General features: G+C 42.8%; 19 protein-coding genes. 16 read left to right on the forward strand and 3 right to left on the reverse strand.

Features of this window, described 5'->3' with window-relative positions; translation table 11 throughout:
• Positions 1–195: 195 nt before the first annotated feature.
• From J2Z37_RS12435 to J2Z37_RS12460, 6 genes are all read left to right on the forward strand, one after another.
• Positions 196–1359, forward strand: a complete 1164-nt coding sequence (locus J2Z37_RS12435) for a sensor histidine kinase (protein WP_245203779.1) — start codon at positions 196–198, stop codon at positions 1357–1359.
• A 19-nt stretch (positions 1360–1378) separates the two neighbouring features.
• Positions 1379–2074 (forward strand): response regulator, encoded by a 696-nt coding sequence (locus J2Z37_RS12440; protein WP_209810596.1) that lies wholly within the window; start codon positions 1379–1381, stop codon positions 2072–2074.
• Positions 2075–2128: 54 nt separating this feature from the next.
• The gene (locus J2Z37_RS12445; protein ID WP_209810597.1) at positions 2129–2545 is read left to right on the forward strand and encodes a glycosyltransferase family protein; all 417 of its coding nucleotides are present in this window, start codon (positions 2129–2131) and stop codon (positions 2543–2545) included.
• Positions 2546–2630: 85 nt separating this feature from the next.
• Entirely contained in the window at positions 2631–4220 is a 1590-nt protein-coding gene (locus J2Z37_RS12450; protein ID WP_209810598.1) for an ATP-dependent helicase ComFA, read from the forward strand.
• Positions 4217–4900, forward strand: coding sequence for a ComF family protein (locus J2Z37_RS12455; protein WP_209810599.1), 684 nt, complete (start codon positions 4217–4219; stop codon positions 4898–4900). The genes J2Z37_RS12450 and J2Z37_RS12455 overlap by 4 nt, the downstream gene beginning before the upstream one ends.
• A 132-nt stretch (positions 4901–5032) precedes the next feature.
• Positions 5033–6019 carry a stalk domain-containing protein gene (locus J2Z37_RS12460; protein WP_209810600.1) on the forward strand — a complete coding sequence of 329 codons (987 nt, stop codon included), beginning with the start codon at positions 5033–5035 and terminating at the stop codon, positions 6017–6019.
• A 554-nt stretch (positions 6020–6573) separates the two neighbouring features.
• Here J2Z37_RS12460 and J2Z37_RS12465 read toward each other — a convergent pair.
• On the reverse strand, positions 6574–7350 hold the full coding sequence (locus J2Z37_RS12465; protein WP_209810601.1) for an alpha/beta fold hydrolase: 777 nt from the start codon (positions 7348–7350) through the stop codon (positions 6574–6576).
• 143 nt (positions 7351–7493) lie between these two features.
• Here J2Z37_RS12465 and J2Z37_RS12470 point away from each other — a divergent pair, with 143 nt between their 5' ends.
• Entirely contained in the window at positions 7494–8531 is a 1038-nt protein-coding gene (locus J2Z37_RS12470; RefSeq protein ID WP_209810602.1) for an S-layer homology domain-containing protein, read from the forward strand.
• Positions 8532–9293: 762 nt separating this feature from the next.
• Positions 9294–9857 (forward strand): GGDEF domain-containing protein, encoded by a 564-nt coding sequence (locus tag J2Z37_RS12475; RefSeq protein ID WP_209810603.1) that lies wholly within the window; start codon positions 9294–9296, stop codon positions 9855–9857.
• A 56-nt stretch (positions 9858–9913) separates the two neighbouring features.
• Here J2Z37_RS12475 and J2Z37_RS12480 read toward each other — a convergent pair whose 3' ends face one another.
• Together J2Z37_RS12480 and J2Z37_RS12485 are read right to left on the reverse strand one after the other, a co-directional pair.
• Positions 9914–11605: a methyl-accepting chemotaxis protein gene (locus J2Z37_RS12480; RefSeq protein WP_209810604.1), complete on the reverse strand. Its 1692-nt coding sequence runs from the start codon at positions 11603–11605 to the stop codon at positions 9914–9916.
• 322 nt (positions 11606–11927) lie between these two features.
• Positions 11928–12458 (reverse strand): BlaI/MecI/CopY family transcriptional regulator, encoded by a 531-nt coding sequence (locus tag J2Z37_RS12485; RefSeq protein ID WP_245203780.1) that lies wholly within the window; start codon positions 12456–12458, stop codon positions 11928–11930.
• Between the two features lie 389 nt (positions 12459–12847).
• On the opposite strand from J2Z37_RS12485, the gene J2Z37_RS12490 reads away from it, so the two are divergent.
• The 8 genes from J2Z37_RS12490 (at position 12848) to J2Z37_RS12525 (ending at position 20486) form a co-directional block, all read left to right on the forward strand.
• On the forward strand, positions 12848–14026 hold the full coding sequence (locus tag J2Z37_RS12490; RefSeq protein WP_209810605.1) for an ABC transporter substrate-binding protein: 1179 nt from the start codon (positions 12848–12850) through the stop codon (positions 14024–14026).
• A 69-nt stretch (positions 14027–14095) separates the two neighbouring features.
• Positions 14096–14977, forward strand: a complete 882-nt coding sequence (locus J2Z37_RS12495; protein WP_209810606.1) for a branched-chain amino acid ABC transporter permease — start codon at positions 14096–14098, stop codon at positions 14975–14977.
• 9 nt (positions 14978–14986) lie between these two features.
• Positions 14987–15937 carry a branched-chain amino acid ABC transporter permease gene (locus J2Z37_RS12500; protein WP_209810607.1) on the forward strand — a complete coding sequence of 317 codons (951 nt, stop codon included), beginning with the start codon at positions 14987–14989 and terminating at the stop codon, positions 15935–15937.
• Positions 15938–15939: 2 nt separating this feature from the next.
• Positions 15940–16713: an ABC transporter ATP-binding protein gene (locus J2Z37_RS12505; RefSeq protein WP_209810608.1), complete on the forward strand. Its 774-nt coding sequence runs from the start codon at positions 15940–15942 to the stop codon at positions 16711–16713.
• Entirely contained in the window at positions 16706–17407 is a 702-nt protein-coding gene (locus tag J2Z37_RS12510; RefSeq protein ID WP_209810609.1) for an ABC transporter ATP-binding protein, read from the forward strand. The genes J2Z37_RS12505 and J2Z37_RS12510 overlap by 8 nt, the downstream gene beginning before the upstream one ends.
• A gap of 293 nt (positions 17408–17700) precedes the next feature.
• Positions 17701–18651 carry a methyl-accepting chemotaxis protein gene (locus tag J2Z37_RS25840; protein WP_280922209.1) on the forward strand — a complete coding sequence of 317 codons (951 nt, stop codon included), beginning with the start codon at positions 17701–17703 and terminating at the stop codon, positions 18649–18651.
• Between the two features lie 274 nt (positions 18652–18925).
• Positions 18926–19732 carry a basic amino acid ABC transporter substrate-binding protein gene (locus tag J2Z37_RS12520; protein WP_209810611.1) on the forward strand — a complete coding sequence of 269 codons (807 nt, stop codon included), beginning with the start codon at positions 18926–18928 and terminating at the stop codon, positions 19730–19732.
• A gap of 85 nt (positions 19733–19817) precedes the next feature.
• Positions 19818–20486, forward strand: a complete 669-nt coding sequence (locus J2Z37_RS12525) for an amino acid ABC transporter permease (RefSeq protein ID WP_209810612.1) — start codon at positions 19818–19820, stop codon at positions 20484–20486.
• Positions 20487–20536: the final 50 nt, after the last annotated feature.

Raw genomic sequence — 20536 nt, forward strand, 5'->3', positions numbered from 1 at the left:
ACATGAAAATTTCTTGAGCAGATTTAAAAAGAATAATTTTAACCCCCTTAAATTGGAAGAGCTCTACGAATTTATGGGTACAGGACTATTGACCCAGGAAAAAGATGTTCTTACTACTTTTGATGATGGATATGAAAGTTTTTTATAAGGAATCTTTTCCTATTCTTAAATATACAGGGGAGTGACCTAGAACAGATGTATATGAGAGATTCCCTTGATTTTTCTACCCTCGACTCCGTCCTGAAAAAGACGATCGAGGCGGTTGAAACAAGTAAGGAACAAGTTTTTGACATCGCAGAAAACGCCCGCCATGAGTGCTACTCCACCCGTTCGGAGTTGGAAAGGTTGAAACGGGAGGTAGCTGCCATTATTCAAGAAACGGATGAATTGGACCGCCAGTTTCGGAGAAGTAGACAACGATTGGTGGAGGTAAGCAGGGATTTCACCCGCTACACAGAAAAAGATATCAAAGAAGCCTACGAAAAGTCGAGCGAGATGCAGGTTACTTTGTCTGTTTCTAGAGAGAAAGAAATGAGCCTACGAAAACGCCGAGACGATCTTGAGCGGCGCATGCGCAATCTTTCTGTCACAGTAGAAAAAGCTGACCAGATGATGACACAAATTGGCGTAGTCTTAGGGTACTTAAATGGCGACCTTGGCAATTTTGTCAATGCTGTCGAATCCGCTCAACATCGTCAACAGCTGGGGCTACAAGTGATCCAGGCACAAGAAGAGGAAAGAAAGCGGGTGGCCCGGGATATTCATGATGGTCCGGCTCAATCGATGGCTAACGTCGTGATTCGCACGGAAATTGCCCAGCGAATTCTTGAGCAAGGGAAAATCGATGAGGCTAGGCAAGAGCTTCGCGAGCTAAGAGAAATTGTGAAAAATACATTGGGTGAAGTGCGGAAGATTATTTTTGACCTGCGTCCCATGGCGCTCGATGATTTAGGTCTCATCCCCACTTTACGAAAATACTTAGTGGATTTTGGACAACGCTATCCGATTCAAACCGAGATTGACACTTCCGGAACCGAAAGAAGACTAGAAACGGCCAAGGAGGTTGTTATTTTCCGGATGATCCAAGAGGCGTTGAATAATGTGGTGAAACATTCCCAAGCGAAGAATGTGAAGATCACCTTATCGTTTGGAACGGAACAGGTGCAAGTGGAAGTCAAGGATGACGGAGTTGGGTTTGAGCATAAAGCTCAGACAGATCATCCGCAATTTGGTATTATGGGAATGAGAGAGCGAATGAAGCTCATCGATGGAAGGCTGAATTTGGAATCTTCAAGTGGAAAAGGAACAAGAGTTATTTTTACTATACCGATTAAAATCGAAGAGGAAAAAAAATTGTGAAAAGGGCAGAGGAGATAAAATGACGAATAAAATTCGTATCTTAATTGTCGATGATCATCAGCTGTTTAGGGAAGGCATTCGTCGTATTCTAGAAATGGAAGAGGAATTTGAAGTTGTCGGCATCGCCTCAGACGGGGAAGAGGCATGTACCTTGGTACAGGAATTTTTTCCGGATATCGTCTTGCTTGATATCAATATGCCCAACATGAATGGGGTTCAGGCGACGGAGAGAATCAAAGGGATTTCCCCGCACTCCAAGATTATTATTCTATCGATTCACGATGATGAAAACTATGTACACCAAACGTTATATTCCGGAGCCTCCGGCTATTTGCTTAAGGAAATGGAATCCTCTGATTTGATCGAGGCGATTCAAGTCGTCGCCAATGGGGAAGCGTATATTCATCCAAAGGTCACGGGTAAACTGATTACCGAGTTTCGACGTCTGAGTACTTTGCAGGATTCAGAACAGGTGAATGTAGAAATTACCGCGGATTCTGAAACCGATAGATTTTCTGCATTGACTCCAAGGGAAAAAGAAGTGCTTCAACTGATGGCTGAAGGAAAAAGCAATAAAGCCATTGGGGATCATTTGTTTATTAGCGAGAAAACGGTGAAAAACCATGTGTCCAGTGTATTGCAGAAATTGGATGTACAAGACCGGACCCAAGCCGTTGTCATTTCTATTAAAAACGGATGGGTGAAAATCAGCTAAACACTCACTCTTGAACAGCACACGGAATATCCTGTTAGAAAAGGAGGGGTATCCGTGATTGCTATGTGGGTTACCTGGTTATTGGCTATTTACGGTTTAGCCGCCATCCTTATTCAATTATTCAAGAGATTAAACAAGTATTATGATCAAGTGGCCATCCTGCGGGTGAAGTTGCTTGTGTACAATTCGGAGACTTGTTTAGAAGGAGCTGTTCGCTCCCTGGCAAATCTCTCGAGGCTGGAAGGACGTCCGATCCAAATGCTAGTGTACGATTTTGGTTCAACAGACAGCACGGCGGATATTCTTTTCAACCTGGAAAGAGAGCATCCCTTTCTATTTCAGCATATCGACGTGATAACATCCGAATTACAGCCCTATAGTTTGGTATCGATGGAAGATAAAATCGGTCAAAGCTCCGTCATTATTGACTTGCGACAAAATCTGACGGGGGCAGAACTATCGATCACCTGACAAAAAGTAGTGCTTTCAAGCTGAAAGCACTTTTTTCTTTTTCCCTGAGTCATGGTATGGTATTCCCAAAAGGGGATGTCGCGGATTGAACTTTTTTTCTTACGAAATAAACGGGAGAAGATATCTGTCTCGGGATTTATCCTTTGATCTTTTGTTTTGGTCAGCTGAAGGGTACGAGGGGGCCGGTATCGAGCAAACGACGGAGCCCGCTTCCTTGGCACATCTGGAAATGACGAAGAAACGAAAAGGCTCAGTCCATCCTATCACAACAGCCCCGCATTCTTCTCTGCGGCTGAAACAGGCCAAGCATGCTGCCACATATATCCCCCGGGGACGCGCTCTTCTTGCGGAAGAATTGGAAACCTTTCTTTCTATTGCTTGGGAAGAGGCGATCCAATTGCTGCATTTACAGGGGGAGGTCGAAATACTGCCAGGGGTAAGTCTTAAACACCAACGCTGCAATCGCTGCGGCAGTACCGAAATTCTTCCGTTAGGGAGTTGTGCAAGTTGTGGGCAAGTTTGTGCCTATTGTCCAAGCTGTTTGCAAATGGGCAGGGCAAAAGCCTGCACCCCCCTTTTTTATATCCATGATCCGGAGCCAGAGGGTGAATGGAAGGGAGGGGTTCAGCAAGGCTTCCTGAACTGGAAAGGAACCTTAACCCCTGCGCAACAGGAAGCTGCGGATGAGGCTGTAACTGTGTTGAAAAGGGAGGGTGACGGCTTGTTGATCTGGGCTGTTTGCGGCGCTGGAAAAACGGAGGTGGTCTTTACGCCGATGGATGAGGCCTTGAGATTAGGTCGAAAGGTAATGCTCGCCACCCCAAGGAAGGATGTGGTGATTGAACTGGCGCCGCGAATCCAGGAGGCCTTTCCCACTTGCAAGGTAATTGCCCTGCATGGCAAAAGCACGCAAAAATGGGATGAAGCAGCGATCACTTTGGCTACTACCCATCAGGCGATGCGCTTTTATCAAAAGTTTGATCTTGTCATTCTTGACGAAGTGGACGCTTTTCCGTACCATGGCAATCCTATCTTGTATCGCGCCGTTGAACGTGCGAAAAAACCAACTGGAAACATCTTATATCTAAGTGCTACCCCGCCTCGTTACCTTCTACGCAAGATTCCCCATGTCAAAATCCCAGCCCGATTTCATAGAAAACCATTAGCCGTTCCCCAAGTTCTATATGATTATAAGTTAGTCAAACGGATCAAAAATCAAACGCCAATCCCCTACATCCCCGTCATCATGGAGTTTCTATATCGAGAGAATCGACAAGCGCTTGTCTTTGTTCCCTATATTGAATGGGTGGAGCTGGTGGTAGCGCAGCTCGCTGGAATATGGGAGGCGGTGGAAGGGACCCATTCACGTGATCGTGACCGGGAGGAGAAGGTACAGCGATTTCGCCGAGGAGAAATCCGCGTTTTGGTGACGACAACCATTTTGGAGAGGGGGGTGACGATTCCTAAAACCGATGTTGTGGTCATTCATGCTGATTCAACGATTTTTGACGAAGCATCACTCGTGCAAATGAGTGGAAGAACCGGTCGATCAAGTCTTGATCCGATTGGACATGTCATATTTCTAGCAGCGGAGAAAACGAGAGCCATCAAAAAGGCTGTCAAGCAGATTCAAACGATGAACCGAACGGCCAAAAAAAGGGGGTTAATCGAATGAGGAGTGCACTAGAAGTTTTATTTCCGATGTATGATAAATGCGGGTTTTGTGATCGCCGTACCTACAGGAACGGGATGTGCAAAATGTGTTTGAAAGAAGTAGAGATGATCCGCGGAGCGATCTGCGAACGCTGTGGAAGACCGATGGGACAGGCTACTTTGTGTGTCGACTGCTTTCAGCGAAAGGAAACCTATTTTATGTGCAACCGAAGTGCGGTTCTTTACAACGGCAAAATGAAGGAAATGCTCAGTCTCTACAAATTCCGTGGGCAGGAAACCCTGGCACATACCTTTGCCCTTTTTCTTGAATCTGCTTACCGACAATACTATCAGCGTGTCAATTTTGATTATATTACCTTTGTCCCCGTCCATGAGGAGAGGTTGAGGGAGCGAGGGTTTAATCAAGCCCAGCAGCTGGCCTTCCAGTTAAGTCTACGAACCAAGATCCCCGTCCTGTCCCTACTCACCAAGATCAAAAACACCGACAAGCAAAGTAAAAAACATCGCAGCCAGCGTCTGCATACCCTTTACAATGCCTTTCATGTTCGCCCCTTTCCAGCTCGAATTAAACGGGTGCTGCTAGTGGACGATGTGTACACGACTGGAACTACGGTCAATGAGTGTGCTCGTGTGTTGAATAAGGCAGGGATCATTGTGTACTCTTTGACAGTGGCGAGATAAGGGGAACGGGGTCAGACCCCTATACGGAAAAAAATATAAAAAAATTGTAACCTTTGGCAGGGGTTGTACGTCATAAAATAGAAGTGGTAGAAAATGGTCGGAAATGGCCGTCGAAATAGGAGGGAATAGACGATGAAACAATGGAAGAAAACCGCTGCCGTATTGGGGACAACAACTGTATTGGTATCTGGAACTCTTTTTTCAACGGGAACCTATGCTTCCCAAGCGAAAAAAATGATAGAGGCTACATATCAGGATATTAAAATTGTGTACAACGGCAATGAAGTGGCTGTTGATGCTCAAACTGAACCATTCACCATTAAAGGAACAACCTTTATTCCGCTGCGTCAAATGGGTGAGTTGTACAACAAAAACGTTCAATGGGATGCTATTAATCATAAGATTCTAATCACTGACAAAGCCCCAGTTGTAGTACCAGATTCGAGCCAAGTCATTGCTTTGAAAGTGGAAATTGCTAACAAAGATGCGCGGATTAAACAGTTAGAGCAGCAGTTAGCGGATGCTAAGGAAAGCAGCAAAAAGGGAGATATTGATGATCTTGAAGATCAACTCAATGACGATTATGAAGATTTCTATGATGGTGATCTTGATGCATCGATTGAGCTTAGTGGTGATGAGGACGAAATCGAGGTTTTCATCGAAGTCGATGAGGATGAGTGGAATGATCTATCCACCCGCGAAAGGGAAAATCTGATAGAGAACATGGTTGATGATATTTTAGAAGAGTTTGAGGATGCCGAAATCACTGGAGCTGTCGAGGATGGATCGAGTACCCTTCTTACCTTCACAGCAGATACAGATGGAGATGTCGAATACGCTGACCTTGATGATTTGGAAGATGAGTTGAATGATGACTATGAAGATTACTTTAGGGGAATCAGACTTTCCATTGATCTAAGCGGAGACACAGAAGATATCACCTTCCGGGTTAATATCGCGCTGGATGATTATCAAGATGAATGGGATGACCTTGATCAGAATGATATCGATGATTTATTTGATGATATTGTTGATGATATTGAAAAGAAATTTAAATCAGCCGATATCGAGGGCGATATCTATGACACTGACAACCGAAAGGTTTTGGATAGATATTAATAGGTTGGTGAAAAGGGGGGCGGAGAGATCTGCTCCTTTTCAATATAGTCCTAAAGTACCAATCTATATTTTTTTGTAAAAATATGTTGAAAAAATAGTGGATATTGTCGATATTAAAAGTAAAAGGTATTTGGGTCAGCCTCCAATCGAAATTTGCCGAATGGATACAAATAGATAGCATAGTCACTTTTAGGTTTTGTATTCGACAAATTACGAGAGTGGTCTGACCCCATTATAAGGGGCAGAGAGAACCGTGAAAAAACTAAGATTATTCTATCTATTCCTCTTGATTTTCACCGTGTTTTTTTACTGGTATCACGTAAGGGATTTCGGATTTAATTCGGTTATAAGTACGATGTCGTTAGCTAGTTGCCTTTCAATTCTTATGTTTGTGGCTGCTTTTAACAAGGTAAAGAAGAGGGGGATGTAAAAATACTTGTGGGCACAAGTATTTTTTTGTTAACCAGGCATTTGCCTGTCCAAATCCTGGTCGAATCAGGGCAGGGATCATGTGAAATTTCACTTTTGCCTGTCCGAATCCCCCCTTTGGCCCCCTATATCAAATCCATAAAATACTGCAGCTCTTGATTAAACACCTTCGGCTGTTCTACATTGGGCAGATGCCCGCTTTCCGGAATCACCACAAGCCTAGAGCCTCGTATCGTATGGTGCAGTTCCTCTGCTGCTGAGAAAGGGATGAAGCGGTCCCGCTCACCGTGAATAATGAGCGTAGGTTTACTAATCGTTGAAAGAAAAGGCCGTTGGTTGTATCCAAGGGTTTGGATAAACAGGCGGTAGATGAAATCTAGTTGATTTTGCAGGATCCCTTTATGAAATCCCTTCGCAATTGAGCTATCAGGGTCAAAGCCCATCTCTTCGACGACCCTTTCCACCCATTTCTTTCCACCATCTTCTTCATAAATCAGATCAAAGATTTCTTTCCTTCGTGCTGTATCTGCTTCTTCCATCCCCGCAAACGTATCAGCGAGAACAACCGCTTTCACCATTTCCGGATAATAATGGACGAAATCAAGGGCAACTCTGCCGCCCATGGAAATACCACAGATCACAACCTGCTCAAGCTGCAGAAGCTCTTTTAGAAGTTGGTGCAAAACCTGATGGTAATCCGAATAACTCAGGTCTGCCGCGGCTTCTGATTTTCCATGACCAGGTAGGTCGATGGCTATGACTTGATAATATCGCTTAAAATTCATGCGCTGGTTCAGCCAATTAATTGAATTTCCGCCCATCCCATGGATAAAAACGATCGGCTCGCCAGTGCCTTCATTACTATAAAAAATTTCATGTCCTCTATATAAAAACGTACCCATGTTTTCACCTCCCCTCCATTTTATCCTATTCAGCCCAAAATCTCCAAAAAGTTGGTCGAAAATTGGTACATTTGGTCGATAGATAGGGTATACTAAATCTATTAAACTAGTATTATCAGATTTGAGAGGTGAAGAATACTTCGATGAAGCGCTTACTTACAATTTTGACGGCAGGCTGTCTTGCTTTATCTATTTTCCAACCAGTGGCCGCTGCTAAAGTATATCAATTTGAAGATGCAGGTCAGATTCCTTGGGCTGCGACGAGCATAGAGAAACTCTATCAAGAAGGGATTGTTAAAGGGTTAACGGAAAAAAGTTTTGAGCCGATGGCTCCGATTACCCGTGCACAACTTTCTGCGATTTTAGCCCCATTAATTAACGAAAAGGTAAAGGAAAAGGATTTTCCTTTTCAAGATATATCGGAAAAAGATTGGTTTTATGGTCCGGTTAAAAAGTTATATTCTATGGGAATGATCAAAGGTGTGAGCGAAACAGTCTTCGATCCGAATCGTCAATTGACAAAGGAAGAAGCTGCTGTGATTTTGGCTCGTACGTTTCATTATCCCCAATCTAGCCAAGCACTCGAATTTGATGATGCTTCTGGGATCAGTCCTTCCGCGGTCGAAGCCGTTAAGAGTGGTGTGAAAAAAGGGGTGTTCAAAGGCACCAACGGAAAGTTCCAACCAAAAAAGTTGATTACGCGTGCTGAAGTGGCAGTCATTCTTCATTTGACATTGTTTGGTGAGCCAGCTGCCTATGAGCCACCTCCAAAACCGGTAATAAAGAAATTAGCATCCCGCTCCTCGGATATGCTGAATCAACGCTTGACCAAGGCCGTTCAGTCTGCGATGGGAGTACCTTATCGCTACGGGGGTACGAGCACCAAGGGATTTGATTGCAGTGGTTTTACCCAGTATGTTTTTAAACAAGTGGGTGTTGATCTCCCGCGGGATTCCCGCAGTCAATACAGCGAGGGATCGGCTGTATCTATGAAAGAGATGGAAAAAGGAGATTTAATTTTCTTTGATACAGGCGGCGGTGAAATCTCACACGTGGGCATCTACATGGGCAATAACAAAATGGCTCATGCACCAAGCTCGGGAGGATCCACACGCGTTGATAGCCTAGATTGGTATATAGAAAACTATAAAGTGGTAGGTGTTAAGCGAGTCACCTCTTAAAAGACTTTTTGGGGGTTACATAATCGGGGCCAGTAGGCCCTTTTTTTGATGAATAGCAAGGTTTTGCGAAATTTGTCGAAGGGTTTTTTAAATTTTATAAATATATTTGTTGAATAATTAGAAAAAATGTCGTATTCTGAAATCAGAAAAACGAAGCGAAAAAATAGCCTCTAAGATAACATCCAAATGACCTCCGCACCAACGCCACCTAAACCAGTGTTCCGAAGTACATAGCATGATTTGCCCGTACGGAGGGCAACGCGATCCTCCTTACCCCAATCGGGGATAGAAAGGGAGCCGTCCGGTTCCTACGGACAGGCACTAGGCTGCTGTAGTTTAAAAAGTGAACTGCAGTCCCTAGAGAGTAAAATTTATAATCATTCCCCTAACTTCGCCCATCTGATTCAATAATTGGATCAAGGGCGTTTTTTTTTTTGTAAACTCATTATTTTTTAAAAAAATAATTTCAAAAATTAATTATAGTCTAAAAGTCCTATTTGTATTAAAATAGGATATAATTGGTAAATGCATATTATACTGAAACTAAATTCAATCATAATTGGATAGGGATGAATACATGGCATGGGATATACTGGCAGAGTAACTGTCGTTTTTATTTACATATCCATCGTTTTAGCATGGCACTCTTTTTATTTTTTGGTGGATTTCGATTCCGCTTCTATCTTTATGTTTGAAAAGGGTTTTTATAAATGGGATTTTGTTTTTATACCCCTGCTATCTCCTTTTTTTTGGTGGTTAGGTATGCAGTACGATAAAGCTAAATTCCTTGCTGAAAAGGATGTTTTAACAGAGGTATACAATAGAAGGTTTGTTTATGGAATATTCGATAAGATGGTAATAAAAGTTAATGCTAACCATCAGAAGCTAAGTTTGTTTGTTGTAGATGTGAACGAGTTCAAAAGTATAAATGATACATATGGGCATGAGGTGGGGGATGAGGTCCTTCTACGCATATCGAATACGCTTTTACAGAATACAAGAAAAGTTGATGTAGTGGCTAGATGGGGAGGGGATGAGTTTTTAATTATTGCCCCTTTCACAGACCGTGAAGGAACAGCGGTAATCATTAAGCGGATTGAAAAGGAACTGCAAGAACTGTCTAAGCAAATGAAAGCAGATATATCTGTTTCAATAGGAACAGCCATGTATCCCACTGACGCAAAAACACTGGACGACTTAATTAAGGTTGCGGATAAAAATATGTACCAGGTGAAAGAATCAAAGAAATTTTTTCAGGATGAAATCACATATACAAATCAACATTTCATTTGCCTTAAAGAAAAAAGTAACTATCCCAACTCATAATCAAAAGGATAGTTACTTTTTTTAATATCTATCAATCTAGTTCACTTCTCCCCAACTCATAACTTAAACTGATTAATTACCCTCTTTAAATCCTCAGCCATCTCCGCCAACGAAGTCGCTGAGGAGGAGATTTCCTCCATGGAAGCCAATTGTTCTTCGGAAGCAGAGGCCATATACTGTGTATTGGACGCTGACTGCTCTGAAATATGCGCAATCGCATCGATCATTTCCACCATGCTGCTGGAACTTGCGCTCACCTCTTCCACAATGGCAGACACTTCCTGGGACTGTACGGATACCTCTTCGATCATCTTGGTGATGGTCTTAAAGCTTTCACCGGTATGATGAACATGGCCCATTCCATCTTCCACGGCTTGGGTGCCTTCGTTCATGGCATAAATGGCATTTTGTGATTCGTTTTGGATTTCAGTAATCAGGTTCCCTATTTTCTCGGCAGCGTCTCTAGACTGCTCTGCAAGCTTTCTTACTTCATCTGCGACGACAGCAAATCCTCTTCCGTGTTCGCCGGCGCGGGCTGCTTCAATGGCGGCATTGAGGGCTAAAAGATTGGTTTGTGCTGCAACGTCAGTGATCAGGGTGACAATTTGTCCGATTTCTTTTGACTTTTCCCCTAAATTGTCTATCACAACGGCTGTAGATTCAACCTTTTCTTGAACCACATTCATTTGCTTAATCGTTTCGTTTAGGACTTGATTCCCGTTGAAAGCTTCTTGATTGGCGTTCGACGTAGCATCTGCAACGGATTGAATGGCAGCGGCGACTTGATTCATTCCCTTTGAAATCTCATTTACAATGCCGACGGTTTCTTGGGCGCTTTTCACTTGATTTTCTGCCCCCGTTGCCACCTCTTGGGAAGCGATCGTAATCTGTTCGGTTGCCTTACTGGATTGTTCTGAACTAGCCATGAGTTCTTCAGTCGACGAGGTCACTTGGTGAACACTATCACCGACATGACGGATGAGCTGGTGTAGATTACTCTTCATTTGATTAAAGGATTCAGCCAACTCGCGAATTTCGTCACGCGTTTTCACTTTCAAATCCTCTCCTGTGAGATCGCCCTCTGCTATTCGCTTTGAAGCTTTGGAAAGCTCGCCAAGCGGCTTGGAAATCAATCGGGAGATCGTTAAACCGATGATTAGGGCCAATATCACAGCCCCTACACTAAGGATTAACTGGATGCGATAAGTCGACTGGGTGAATGCTCCGTTTTCCGCAATATGGTCTTGAATCGTTGTTGCTTGGGATTGGACCAAGGTATCGGCTATTTCCATCATGTCATTCTCAATCGGAAATACCTGATTGGTTGCCAACATGGTAGCTGTAACCTTATCATCCTTAGCAAATTCCAAGACTGAATCGGTACTTCCTTTATAGCTTTCGTTTAAAGTGGACAGCAATGCCAATTGTTGTTGTATCTTCTCGTCTAAACCTTGAAATTGCAGAGACTCTTCAACCAGTTGTTGAACTTTTTCGTTCGATTGTATGTAGGCTTCGAGGTTAGCGGGATCTGCAGTAAGTAAAAATCCCCGGACATTGCTTGTCTGCTGGGCCACATGGAGTTGAATGGAAATCGCATTAAAGCGCATCGTGGCATCACGATCGATGATTCTAGAATACGATTGATCAACCTTTTGAAGTGAAGTGTAGGATAAAAAGCTACTAATCCCTATAAGAATGGCAATCACAAGGAAGGAGGCTACTAATTTTTTCCCTATTGTTATTCGCATCTGTCCGTATCGATCCTCTCTATGTCGGCATGTAAAAGTGCATAATTTGACGAATAATGTAATCAATCTGATTATAGAAGTTTTAATTCTTAATATCAATAATGTTTTATAAATATAGACATTTTCGGAAGGGATAAGCGGAGATTTTCCGGTTAATTTTAAAAAAAGGCCAAATTTGGGGAAAATAAGCGGACTTTTTCCGACTAATTCAGGAAAAAGCTTCTTTTTTGATGTGTTTTTAGATGATAAGCGGAATTTCTCCGTCTATTTTCGCTGTTTTCGCTCCTGTGCGGAATTTAAGCGGATATTCTCCGCCTATTTTTTAGAGCGGATTCTTTACCCGATCTCCCACTCGATAAGAACGGATTCTTGATGTCCCGGATGCGGGGACCAGCCATCCTTTTTCTACTAATTGTGAGAGTACTTTTTTTATCGGCTTGTCGCTATGTCCCATATATTTCTGGACTTCTCCTGGGGTAATAGGTTCTCCTTTCCGAATCGCGAGACGAAGGACTTCCTTTTCCAAAAAGGATAAAGCTGTTTGATCCAGTTCATCCCCCAGCCATCGGCCGATTACTTGTTGGACCATTTGCTGGCATTGACGCGGTTGGTCTTTCACTTGATCATAAGAAAAGCGAATCACGTTCCATCCGTCAATCACCAACTGGTTTTGTCGTACCAGGTTGTCTGCAAATTGCCATCTGCTTATGTTCTTAAGGTGTGGGCCGTAACCATCGATTTCAAAGCATATTCGAATGGCGGGTCGAATGTAGGCAAAGTCCAAATAACGCTTGCCATCCTTGAAATCATTGACTTCATATTCCGGATGAAGGTATGATGAAATAAAGGCCACCACACTTTTTCCAAAAACATCATTTCGGCCTTACCATGACCCTCCTGTAACCGCCGCAATCGTTCACCGGTTCTTGCCTCAGTATGAGCATTTAGAAACACTTGGTAATCCTCTTCAAACCCCATAGCACCCCTCCTTGATTATCAGGACTATTTTACTAATTCAACAAAAATTGTGAATTCCCTTTATGCCCCCCAATAACTCATTACCATGTCCACCTTCACCCCAAACCCTCTACCCATTAGTTAAACCAAACAAAAATAACCATTGCCAATAAACCAGTTTATTATGTAAAATAAATTGAAAAAATTTAAAGAAGATGCATTTGAGTGGTATTATATTACTAATGTAATATCAACAAAAAAAGAGAAAATGGGGGCACTAGAAAAATGAGAAAGTTTTCAAAAGGTCTGATTTCTTTGGTAGCTGTCTCATCCCTACTAGGGATCACTGCATGTGGCGGTGGCGGGACAAGCTCTGAACCAGCAGGAGGAGAAAAGCCTGCGGCTGAAACAGCGGCTAGCGGAGATACTGTTAATGTGAACGTCGGTGTTGTTTCTATTTTGACTGGTTCTGGTGCAGGTTACGGTGAAGCTATTACAAACGGTTTAAAACTTGCAAACAAAGAAATTACAGAGCAAGGTAAAGTCAAATTGAATCTATTAATTGAAGATTCTGCTGGTAAGCAAGAACAAGCCTTGTCTTCTGCGCAAAAATTGATGAACTCTGACAATGTTTCTGCTATTATCGGGCCAACACTAAGTACAGAAATGAATGTAGTAGGTCCTGAAGCTGATATGAATGGTGTGCCAATCATCGGAACTTCTACGACGGCACAAGGTATTCCGCAAATTGGAGACTATGTATTTAGAAACTCCATTCCAGAATCAATGGCTATTCCAGCATCGATCGATGCTGCGGTTAAAGCTTATGATGTGAAAAAAGTAGCGATTATTTATGGAAACGATGACGTATTTACAAAATCCGGCTTCGATACAATGAAAGCTGTAGCAGAAGAAAAGGGTCTTGAAATTACGACCATCGAAGAGTTCCAAAAGGGACAAGCCGATTACAATGCGCAATTGACCAAGATCAAAGGAACGAACCCAGACTTAATTCTAGCTTCTGCCCTTTATAATGAAGGTGCGGTTATCATGAGCCAAGCTAGAAAAATGGGTATCACCGCTCCATTTGTAGGTGGAAACGGCTTTAACTCACCTGAAGTAATCAAGATTGCTGGGGAGGCTGCCGAAGGATTAATCGTTGCAACACCTTGGTTTGGTGATAAGCAGGATGAGAAAGTACAAGCTTTCGTTGAAAAATATACAGCTGAATATGGAAAAGCACCAGACCAATTTGCTGCTCAAGCTTATGATGCCCTATACGTTTTGGCTGATGCTGTTGAAAGAGCAGGAAGCGACGATCGTGACGCGATTCGTGATGCACTAGCAGAAACAAAAGGCTTCAAAGGAATTCTTGGAGAGATGTCTTTCGATGAAGAAGGGGACATCGTAATGGATCCGACTGTACTAACAATTAAAGATGGTAAGTTCCAGTTATTCCAATAATCCCTACCGATTAAGAGAGTGAGTGAATCACTCTCTTAATCTTATTATGATGTAAGAGGTGAGATCCCTTTGATATTAGAACAGCTGATTAACGGTATTACGTTAGGAAGTATTTACGCCATAGTTGCGCTTGGTTATACCTTGGTTTTTGGTGTTTTAGACATTCTTAATATGGCACATGGTGAGATTTTCATGTTTGGAGCTTTCATGGGGGTTCTCGTCACCAATACATTAAAGCTTCCATTAATTGTGGCTTTTTTGGTTGCCATCGGGGTAACAGCCATCCTGGGCTTTTTATTAGAAACATTAGCTTTACGTCCTTTGCGGGGAAAAAAAGGGGTATCCCACCTTGCACCGCTAATTAGCACCATTGGTGTTTCGATTTTTCTGGAAAATTTGGCGCACCACTTCTTCGGTGCCGGGAACCATCCCTTCCGCACCTCATTTTCTGAAATGAGTTTTCAAATTGGCACGGTTACGGTTTATGCTGTACAGATTGTGATTTTTGTTATTGCTGTTTTACTCATGGTCGGCCTTTCCTTCTGGTTATCGAAAACCAAAGCGGGAAAAGCGCTTCGTGCCTGTGCTGAAAGCTTAGAAGCGGCAAGTATTCTAGGTGTTAACACGAAAAAGATGATTACGACAACCGTGATTATTGCCTCTGTCATGGGGGGAATCGCCGGGGTGCTCGTCGGAATGGCCTTTAACTCAGTCAGCCCGCAAATGGGATTATCAATGGGTCTAAAAGGTTTAGCCATTATCATCTTAGGTGGTATGGGCAACGTGAAAGGGGCGATGGCCGGTGGTTTAATTCTCGGTTTAGCTGAAACACTGGTCGTTGTATTTGGTGAATCAGGGTATCGTGATGCGATTGCCTTTGCTCTTATTATCATTATCTTATTGGTTCGTCCTCAAGGGCTATTTGGCAAAGCATCAGAGGCAAGGCGGTGATTTGAAAAAATGTTGGCAGAATTAATCAATCCATATTATTTGCAAGTGCTATCCTTTATTTTGATTAATATCATCCTAGGGGTTAGTATTTATATTACTTTATCGACTGGACAACTATCCCTCGGCCATGCTGGGTTTATGGGAATCGGAGCGTATGCATCAGCCATTTTAACGTTAGATTATCATATGCCTTTGGTCGTTGGGATTGTGGTTGGTGCAATACTTGCCGGAATTGTCGGTCTATGCATTGGGATTCCAACCCTTCGTCTACAGGGTGTTTACTTAGCGATTGCGACCCTCGGTTTTGGAGAAGTCATTCGTGTATTATTTATAAACCTAGAAGGTTTGACAAAAGGGGCAGTGGGGATCTCCTCCATCCCTCATATCGGACGGGAATTAGTAAAAGGGTTGCAGGATTTTGGATTTAAAGCAAGCATGATCGGTTTGAAAAATAATCAGCTGATTAGTTTATCTGTATTCCTTTTATTATTGATCATTACTTTGCTTATCATTGCCTTCTTTATCAGACAGACCAACTCCAGAGTAGGACGCGCTTTTGCTGCGATTAAAATGGATGAAAGAGCCGCGGAAGCCATGGGTGTTAATATTACTTATTATAAGGTGTTAGCTTTTGCTCAAGGGGCAATGGTTGCTGGTTTTGCCGGTGCGTTATTTGCCCACGTCACCGCTTATATCAGTCCAGCTGACTTTTCGTATCATCGGGCGGTTGAAATCTTGATTTTTGCGATCTTCGGTGGTAGTGAAGTGATTTGGGGCCCTATTTTTGGTGCAGCCTTCTTGACCGCCATGCCAGAGATCTTGCGTGAGGTCAACGAATATCGCTATATGATTTATGGGGTTCTCTTAGTCGTGATGATGGCCTTCCGTCCACAGGGACTTATTGATACGCAAATGATCTATAAATTGAAACAACGTCGTAAAAAGAAAGGAGTGTCCTAGTCATGGTATTGGAAGTGAGAGGAATCACCAAGCGATTTGGCGGGATCCAAGCCTTGACAGATGTGACGTTCCAGGTCGGCAAAGGTGAGGTCTTTGGACTAATTGGCCCGAATGGTGCGGGGAAAACGACGATGTTTAACATTATTACCTCGATGTTTCCACCAACGATGGGTGAAGTCATTTTTATGGGTAAAAAGCTTACAGGATTAAAGCCACATGAAGTGACGGAAGCAGGCGTTTGCCGGACCTTTCAAAATATCCGCTTGTTCCCTGAGATGACGGTGTTGGAGAATGTAACCGTTGGCCAGCATTGCCGTACAAAATCAGGAGTATGGTCTAGCGTTTTTCGCACAGGGGCTCAGAAACAAGAGGAGAAGTCCATTCGTGAAAAAGCACTTGAGCTGCTGCGGTTGGTAGGATTAGAAGAGTTGCAAGATACTTTTGCAGACAACTTGGCCTATGGACAACAGCGCCGTCTAGAAATTGCCCGTGCCCTTGCGAGTGATCCCAAGCTATTATTATTGGATGAACCTGCAGCAGGGATGAATGAATCGGAAACGAAGGATTTGTTTGATCTGATTCAAAACATTAAAAAACTCGGCATTACCGTATTGCTTATTGAACATGATATGCCTCTGGTGATGAGAATTTGCGATCGGTTGATCGTTCTCAACTTTGGGAAGGAAATTGCCCAAGGAACTCCAGAGGAAATCAAAAACAATCCAGAAGTTATCGAAGCCTACCTCGGTCGAGAGGAGGAAGAAGACCTTGCTTAGTGTAAAAAATATCAATACGTATTACGGAAATATCCAAGCATTGAAAAATGTCAGCATCGACGTTCCGGAAGGAAGTATTGTGACCATCCTCGGAGCCAATGGTGCGGGGAAAACGACAACGATGAAGTCGATCGCAGGGCTACTTAAGCCTCGAGATGGAAAAATTGAGTTCTTGGGTCAAGATGTAACCGGGAAAACTCCCGATCAAATGCTTTCGCGGGGTCTTGCTCTCGTTCCTGAAGGCCGGGCAATCCTCTCTGGGATGTCCGTGTTGGAAAACCTGGAAATGGGCGCTTTCCAACGCAGGGATAAAGAAGTGAAGCAAGATCTGGAAAAGGTGATGGACCGCTTCCCCATTTTGCGTGAACGTCGGTCTCAATTAGGAGGAACCCTCTCTGGTGGTCAACAGCAAATGCTTTCCATTGCTCGCGCCTTGATGTCACGGCCGAAGCTATTGTTGTTAGATGAACCATCGATGGGATTGGCACCGCTAATCGTTCAAGACATCTTCCGGATTATCCAGGAGATTAATGCAGATGGAACCACCGTCTTGCTCGTTGAGCAAAATGCGCGTCAAGCATTGAAGATTGCCCATCATGCCTACGTGCTCGAAACAGGGAAAGTGGTGAAAAGCGGTCCCGCACAGGAGCTGCTCCATGATCCAAGTATTAAAGAGGCTTATTTGGGCCATTAATTGAAATGAAAAGGCTGTCCCAGCAGGGACAGCCTTTTCATTATATAAACGAATGATAGTTTATTAAATTTTAAATTTGTGACTCCTTTTTTTGAATAATATTCATAAACGAAGTGTTAACAAAATTATAGTACTGCTCCCCTTGTTAAAATTCAACAAATTTTAACAAAACTCTCCGAAATTTGATATAGATCTTGGTAAAAATGACAAGTTCCATTACAATAATAATGGATTAAAGTTTTATAGAAGATAACAAGTTCCTTTTTTAAATAATGGAAGGGTGGGAATACATCATGTTTTGGAAGAAGAAAGTGCAAGAGGAAGTTAGCGCAACATTAGAAGTACAAGAACAAACCGAAGATCGTAAAAAGAGGGAGCATCTGGAGGAAGAAATTTATACGTTATACGAACAGATGGGGGCCATTATTCGCCAACATGAATTGGTAAACTATCAACATGGAGAATTGGCAGAGATGGCTGATTCACTAAAAAATACAGTCGAACGTATTCAACGGATTAGTACAAACTCCACGCAAGAAGCCTATACGCTTTCTACAACAGGGGAAAATCTAGATCAGATCTCCACACAGTCTGTGCAGAATTCCTTAGAAGGTGAAAAGGCCTTAAAAAATTTGGATAAAGTGATCGGTCAATTAAAAGAGGAATCGGAACGAACCGCCTTTTCTATGAATCAACTAGGGGAACGCTCGGAACAAATCACATCGATTGTCAAAGTAATTAGCGATATCGCCCAACAAACGAATTTATTGGCGTTAAATGCTGCGATTGAAGCGGCAAGGGCGGGGGAACACGGACGAGGTTTTGCAATCGTTGCGGATGAAGTTCGCAAATTAGCTGACATGACTAACCGTTCAACAGGTGAAATATCAGGCCTGATCCAAGCCATTCAGCAAGAAGTGAAAGTTGCTCTTGGAAACTCCGAAAAAAATACAACCATGATCCAAGAAGCACAGGACACATGCCAGAATGTTTCCGAGAAAATGAATGCCATTGTGCAGGCGTTCGATGAAGCGCGGAAAGAAGTCAGAACTGTCGGTGAACACATCGAATCGCAAAAGCGTTATTCCGCGGAAATTCAGGAGCAGATTAATGCATCTTACGAAATTCTTCATTCCGTTCATGAGAAGATTGTTTCCCATATTAAGGAAGCCTCAATCGTCGACGAAGGCCTCGAAAGGAACTATCAATACTTAGAAAAGCTTTATCAATCGGAAAAAGAGTAATACATTTAGAAAAAGGCTGCCCTTTCAAATTAAAAGTACGGAGGGGTCAGCCTTATTATTTTTTTGACAAGTTCTTTAACGGTTCATACTCTCAGAAAATGTAAAAAAAGGGATGGTTTGTTTATAAATAACAGATAATAAAAGAAACCATTAAGAATGTATGTCCATATTTTACCAAACACCCTTTTAAAAAAACCATTGAAATTTATTCGCCAAAATGTATAATTACTCATGTTGATTTTTTTATAGACAGCTACAAGGGGGTAACAGAAAAATGAATATCAAAAAACTTTTCATGACCGGTGTGATCGCCTTAAGTGTTAGTGCTTTAGTGGGGTGTGGTGCAGCGAAGGATGAGGCACAACAGCCAGGTGCAAGTGATGAAAAAGCGGGTGCTGCAGAGCAAACGGTAACGTATAAAGTGGGGACAGAGGCTGGCTTTCCGCCGTTTATGTGGATGGAAGGGACCCAAGTTGTTGGATTTGAAGCAGACCTTCTTAAAGCCATTGCAGAGGGCGGCGGCTTCCAAGTGGATTTGCAAAATACAGGTTGGGATCCTCTTTTCAATGGGATTGACACGGGAAAGATTGATCTCGGGATAGCCGCTATTACGATTACGGAAAAGCGGAAGGAAACCTATGATTTTTCCGAACCCTATTTTGATGCGAAACAATTGATTCTAGTTCCGAAGGATTCGACAGTAAGCAAATTGGACGACCTAGAGGGCAAGAAAGTTGGGGTGCAAAGTGCAACAACCGGAGAGGCGGTTGTACAAGATAAATTTGGCAAGACATATGAGGGAATTAAAGGCTATGATGACATTCCTGCAGCTGTCGATGATTTGCTAAGTGGCCGTTTGGATGCGGTTGTGGCTGATAATGCCGTAGTGAAGAAATATTTGGAGAAAATCGGGGATCAAGGATTTAAGCAGATTGATGACCCGTCCTTTGAACTTGAACAATACGGTTTAATTGTTAAAAAGGGAAATCAGGAAGTGTTGGATAAAGTCAATGCTGGTATAAAGGCTATTAAGGAAAACGGGAAGTATCAAGAGATTTATAATCAATATTTTAGTGAATAATAATCACATACAATAAAGGGTGCACGGTTTAGGACGTGCACTCTTCTCGTTGTGCATATTTGCAACAAGTCTTTAGGAGGAACCTATGTGGGATTGGTCGGTTGTCTGGGATTATCGGGAATTATTTGTTAGAGGCTTTTTTAATACGATTTTACTTACATCAACAGGGGTCGCTTTTGGGCTTTTAATTGGGTTGTTTGTAGGGCTTGGGAAAATGTCACGAAATTGGTTTGTGCGCATTCTCTCAAGTATTTATATCGATGTGTTTCGTGGAACCCCACTTTTTGTACAGATCCTGCTTATTCACTTTGCTGTTATACCTTCTGTTTTTGAAGCGTTAAATATGGATATCCCCCCCGCCATCTTTTCGGGCTTTGTCGCCCTCTCTTTAAATTCGGGGGCTTATATCGCGGAGATTTTCCGTGCGGGGATTCAATCGATTGACCAAGGACAAATGGAAGCGGCACGGTCTCTTGGGATGAATCATAAACAAGCGATGTACCACGTCATTATTCCCCAGGCTTTCAAACGGATTTTGCCGCCATTAGGAAATGAGTTTATCGCCTTGTTAAAAGACTCATCATTGCTTGCCGTCATTGCAGTGAACGAATTGGCCTATGCCGGATTTACGACAGCCAAAAGCACCTTTGTAAGATTTCCGCCATACCTGTCCATCGCTGTCTTATATTTATTCCTAACCCTGATTTTTTCTCAGGTCGTATTCTGGTTGGAACGTCGATATAAAACGGATTAGTTTGGTTTGACAGTTCATGGGAAAAGTGGTATCGTTTAATTAGCGAGCTA

Source organism: Ammoniphilus resinae (assembly GCF_017873965.1).
Taxonomy (GTDB): Bacteria; Bacillota; Bacilli; order Aneurinibacillales; family RAOX-1; genus Ammoniphilus_A; species Ammoniphilus_A resinae.

Excerpts from the sequence above, each read along its gene's own strand:
- J2Z37_RS12435 (WP_245203779.1), top strand. The coding sequence starts at position 196 with ATGTATATGAGAGATTCCCTTGATTTTTCTACCCTCGACTCCGTCCTG.
- J2Z37_RS12440 (WP_209810596.1), top strand. The coding sequence starts at position 1,379 with ATGACGAATAAAATTCGTATCTTAATTGTCGATGATCATCAGCTGTTT.
- J2Z37_RS12455 (WP_209810599.1), top strand. The coding sequence starts at position 4,217 with ATGAGGAGTGCACTAGAAGTTTTATTTCCGATGTATGATAAATGCGGG.
- J2Z37_RS12460 (WP_209810600.1), top strand. The coding sequence starts at position 5,033 with ATGAAACAATGGAAGAAAACCGCTGCCGTATTGGGGACAACAACTGTA.
- J2Z37_RS12465 (WP_209810601.1), bottom strand. The coding sequence starts at position 7,350 with ATGGGTACGTTTTTATATAGAGGACATGAAATTTTTTATAGTAATGAA.
- J2Z37_RS12470 (WP_209810602.1), top strand. The coding sequence starts at position 7,494 with ATGAAGCGCTTACTTACAATTTTGACGGCAGGCTGTCTTGCTTTATCT.
- J2Z37_RS12475 (WP_209810603.1), top strand. The coding sequence starts at position 9,294 with ATGCAGTACGATAAAGCTAAATTCCTTGCTGAAAAGGATGTTTTAACA.
- J2Z37_RS12480 (WP_209810604.1), bottom strand. The coding sequence starts at position 11,605 with ATGCGAATAACAATAGGGAAAAAATTAGTAGCCTCCTTCCTTGTGATT.
- J2Z37_RS12490 (WP_209810605.1), top strand. The coding sequence starts at position 12,848 with ATGAGAAAGTTTTCAAAAGGTCTGATTTCTTTGGTAGCTGTCTCATCC.
- J2Z37_RS12500 (WP_209810607.1), top strand. The coding sequence starts at position 14,987 with ATGTTGGCAGAATTAATCAATCCATATTATTTGCAAGTGCTATCCTTT.
- J2Z37_RS12505 (WP_209810608.1), top strand. The coding sequence starts at position 15,940 with ATGGTATTGGAAGTGAGAGGAATCACCAAGCGATTTGGCGGGATCCAA.
- J2Z37_RS25840 (WP_280922209.1), top strand. The coding sequence starts at position 17,701 with ATGTTTTGGAAGAAGAAAGTGCAAGAGGAAGTTAGCGCAACATTAGAA.
- J2Z37_RS12520 (WP_209810611.1), top strand. The coding sequence starts at position 18,926 with ATGAATATCAAAAAACTTTTCATGACCGGTGTGATCGCCTTAAGTGTT.
- J2Z37_RS12525 (WP_209810612.1), top strand. The coding sequence starts at position 19,818 with ATGTGGGATTGGTCGGTTGTCTGGGATTATCGGGAATTATTTGTTAGA.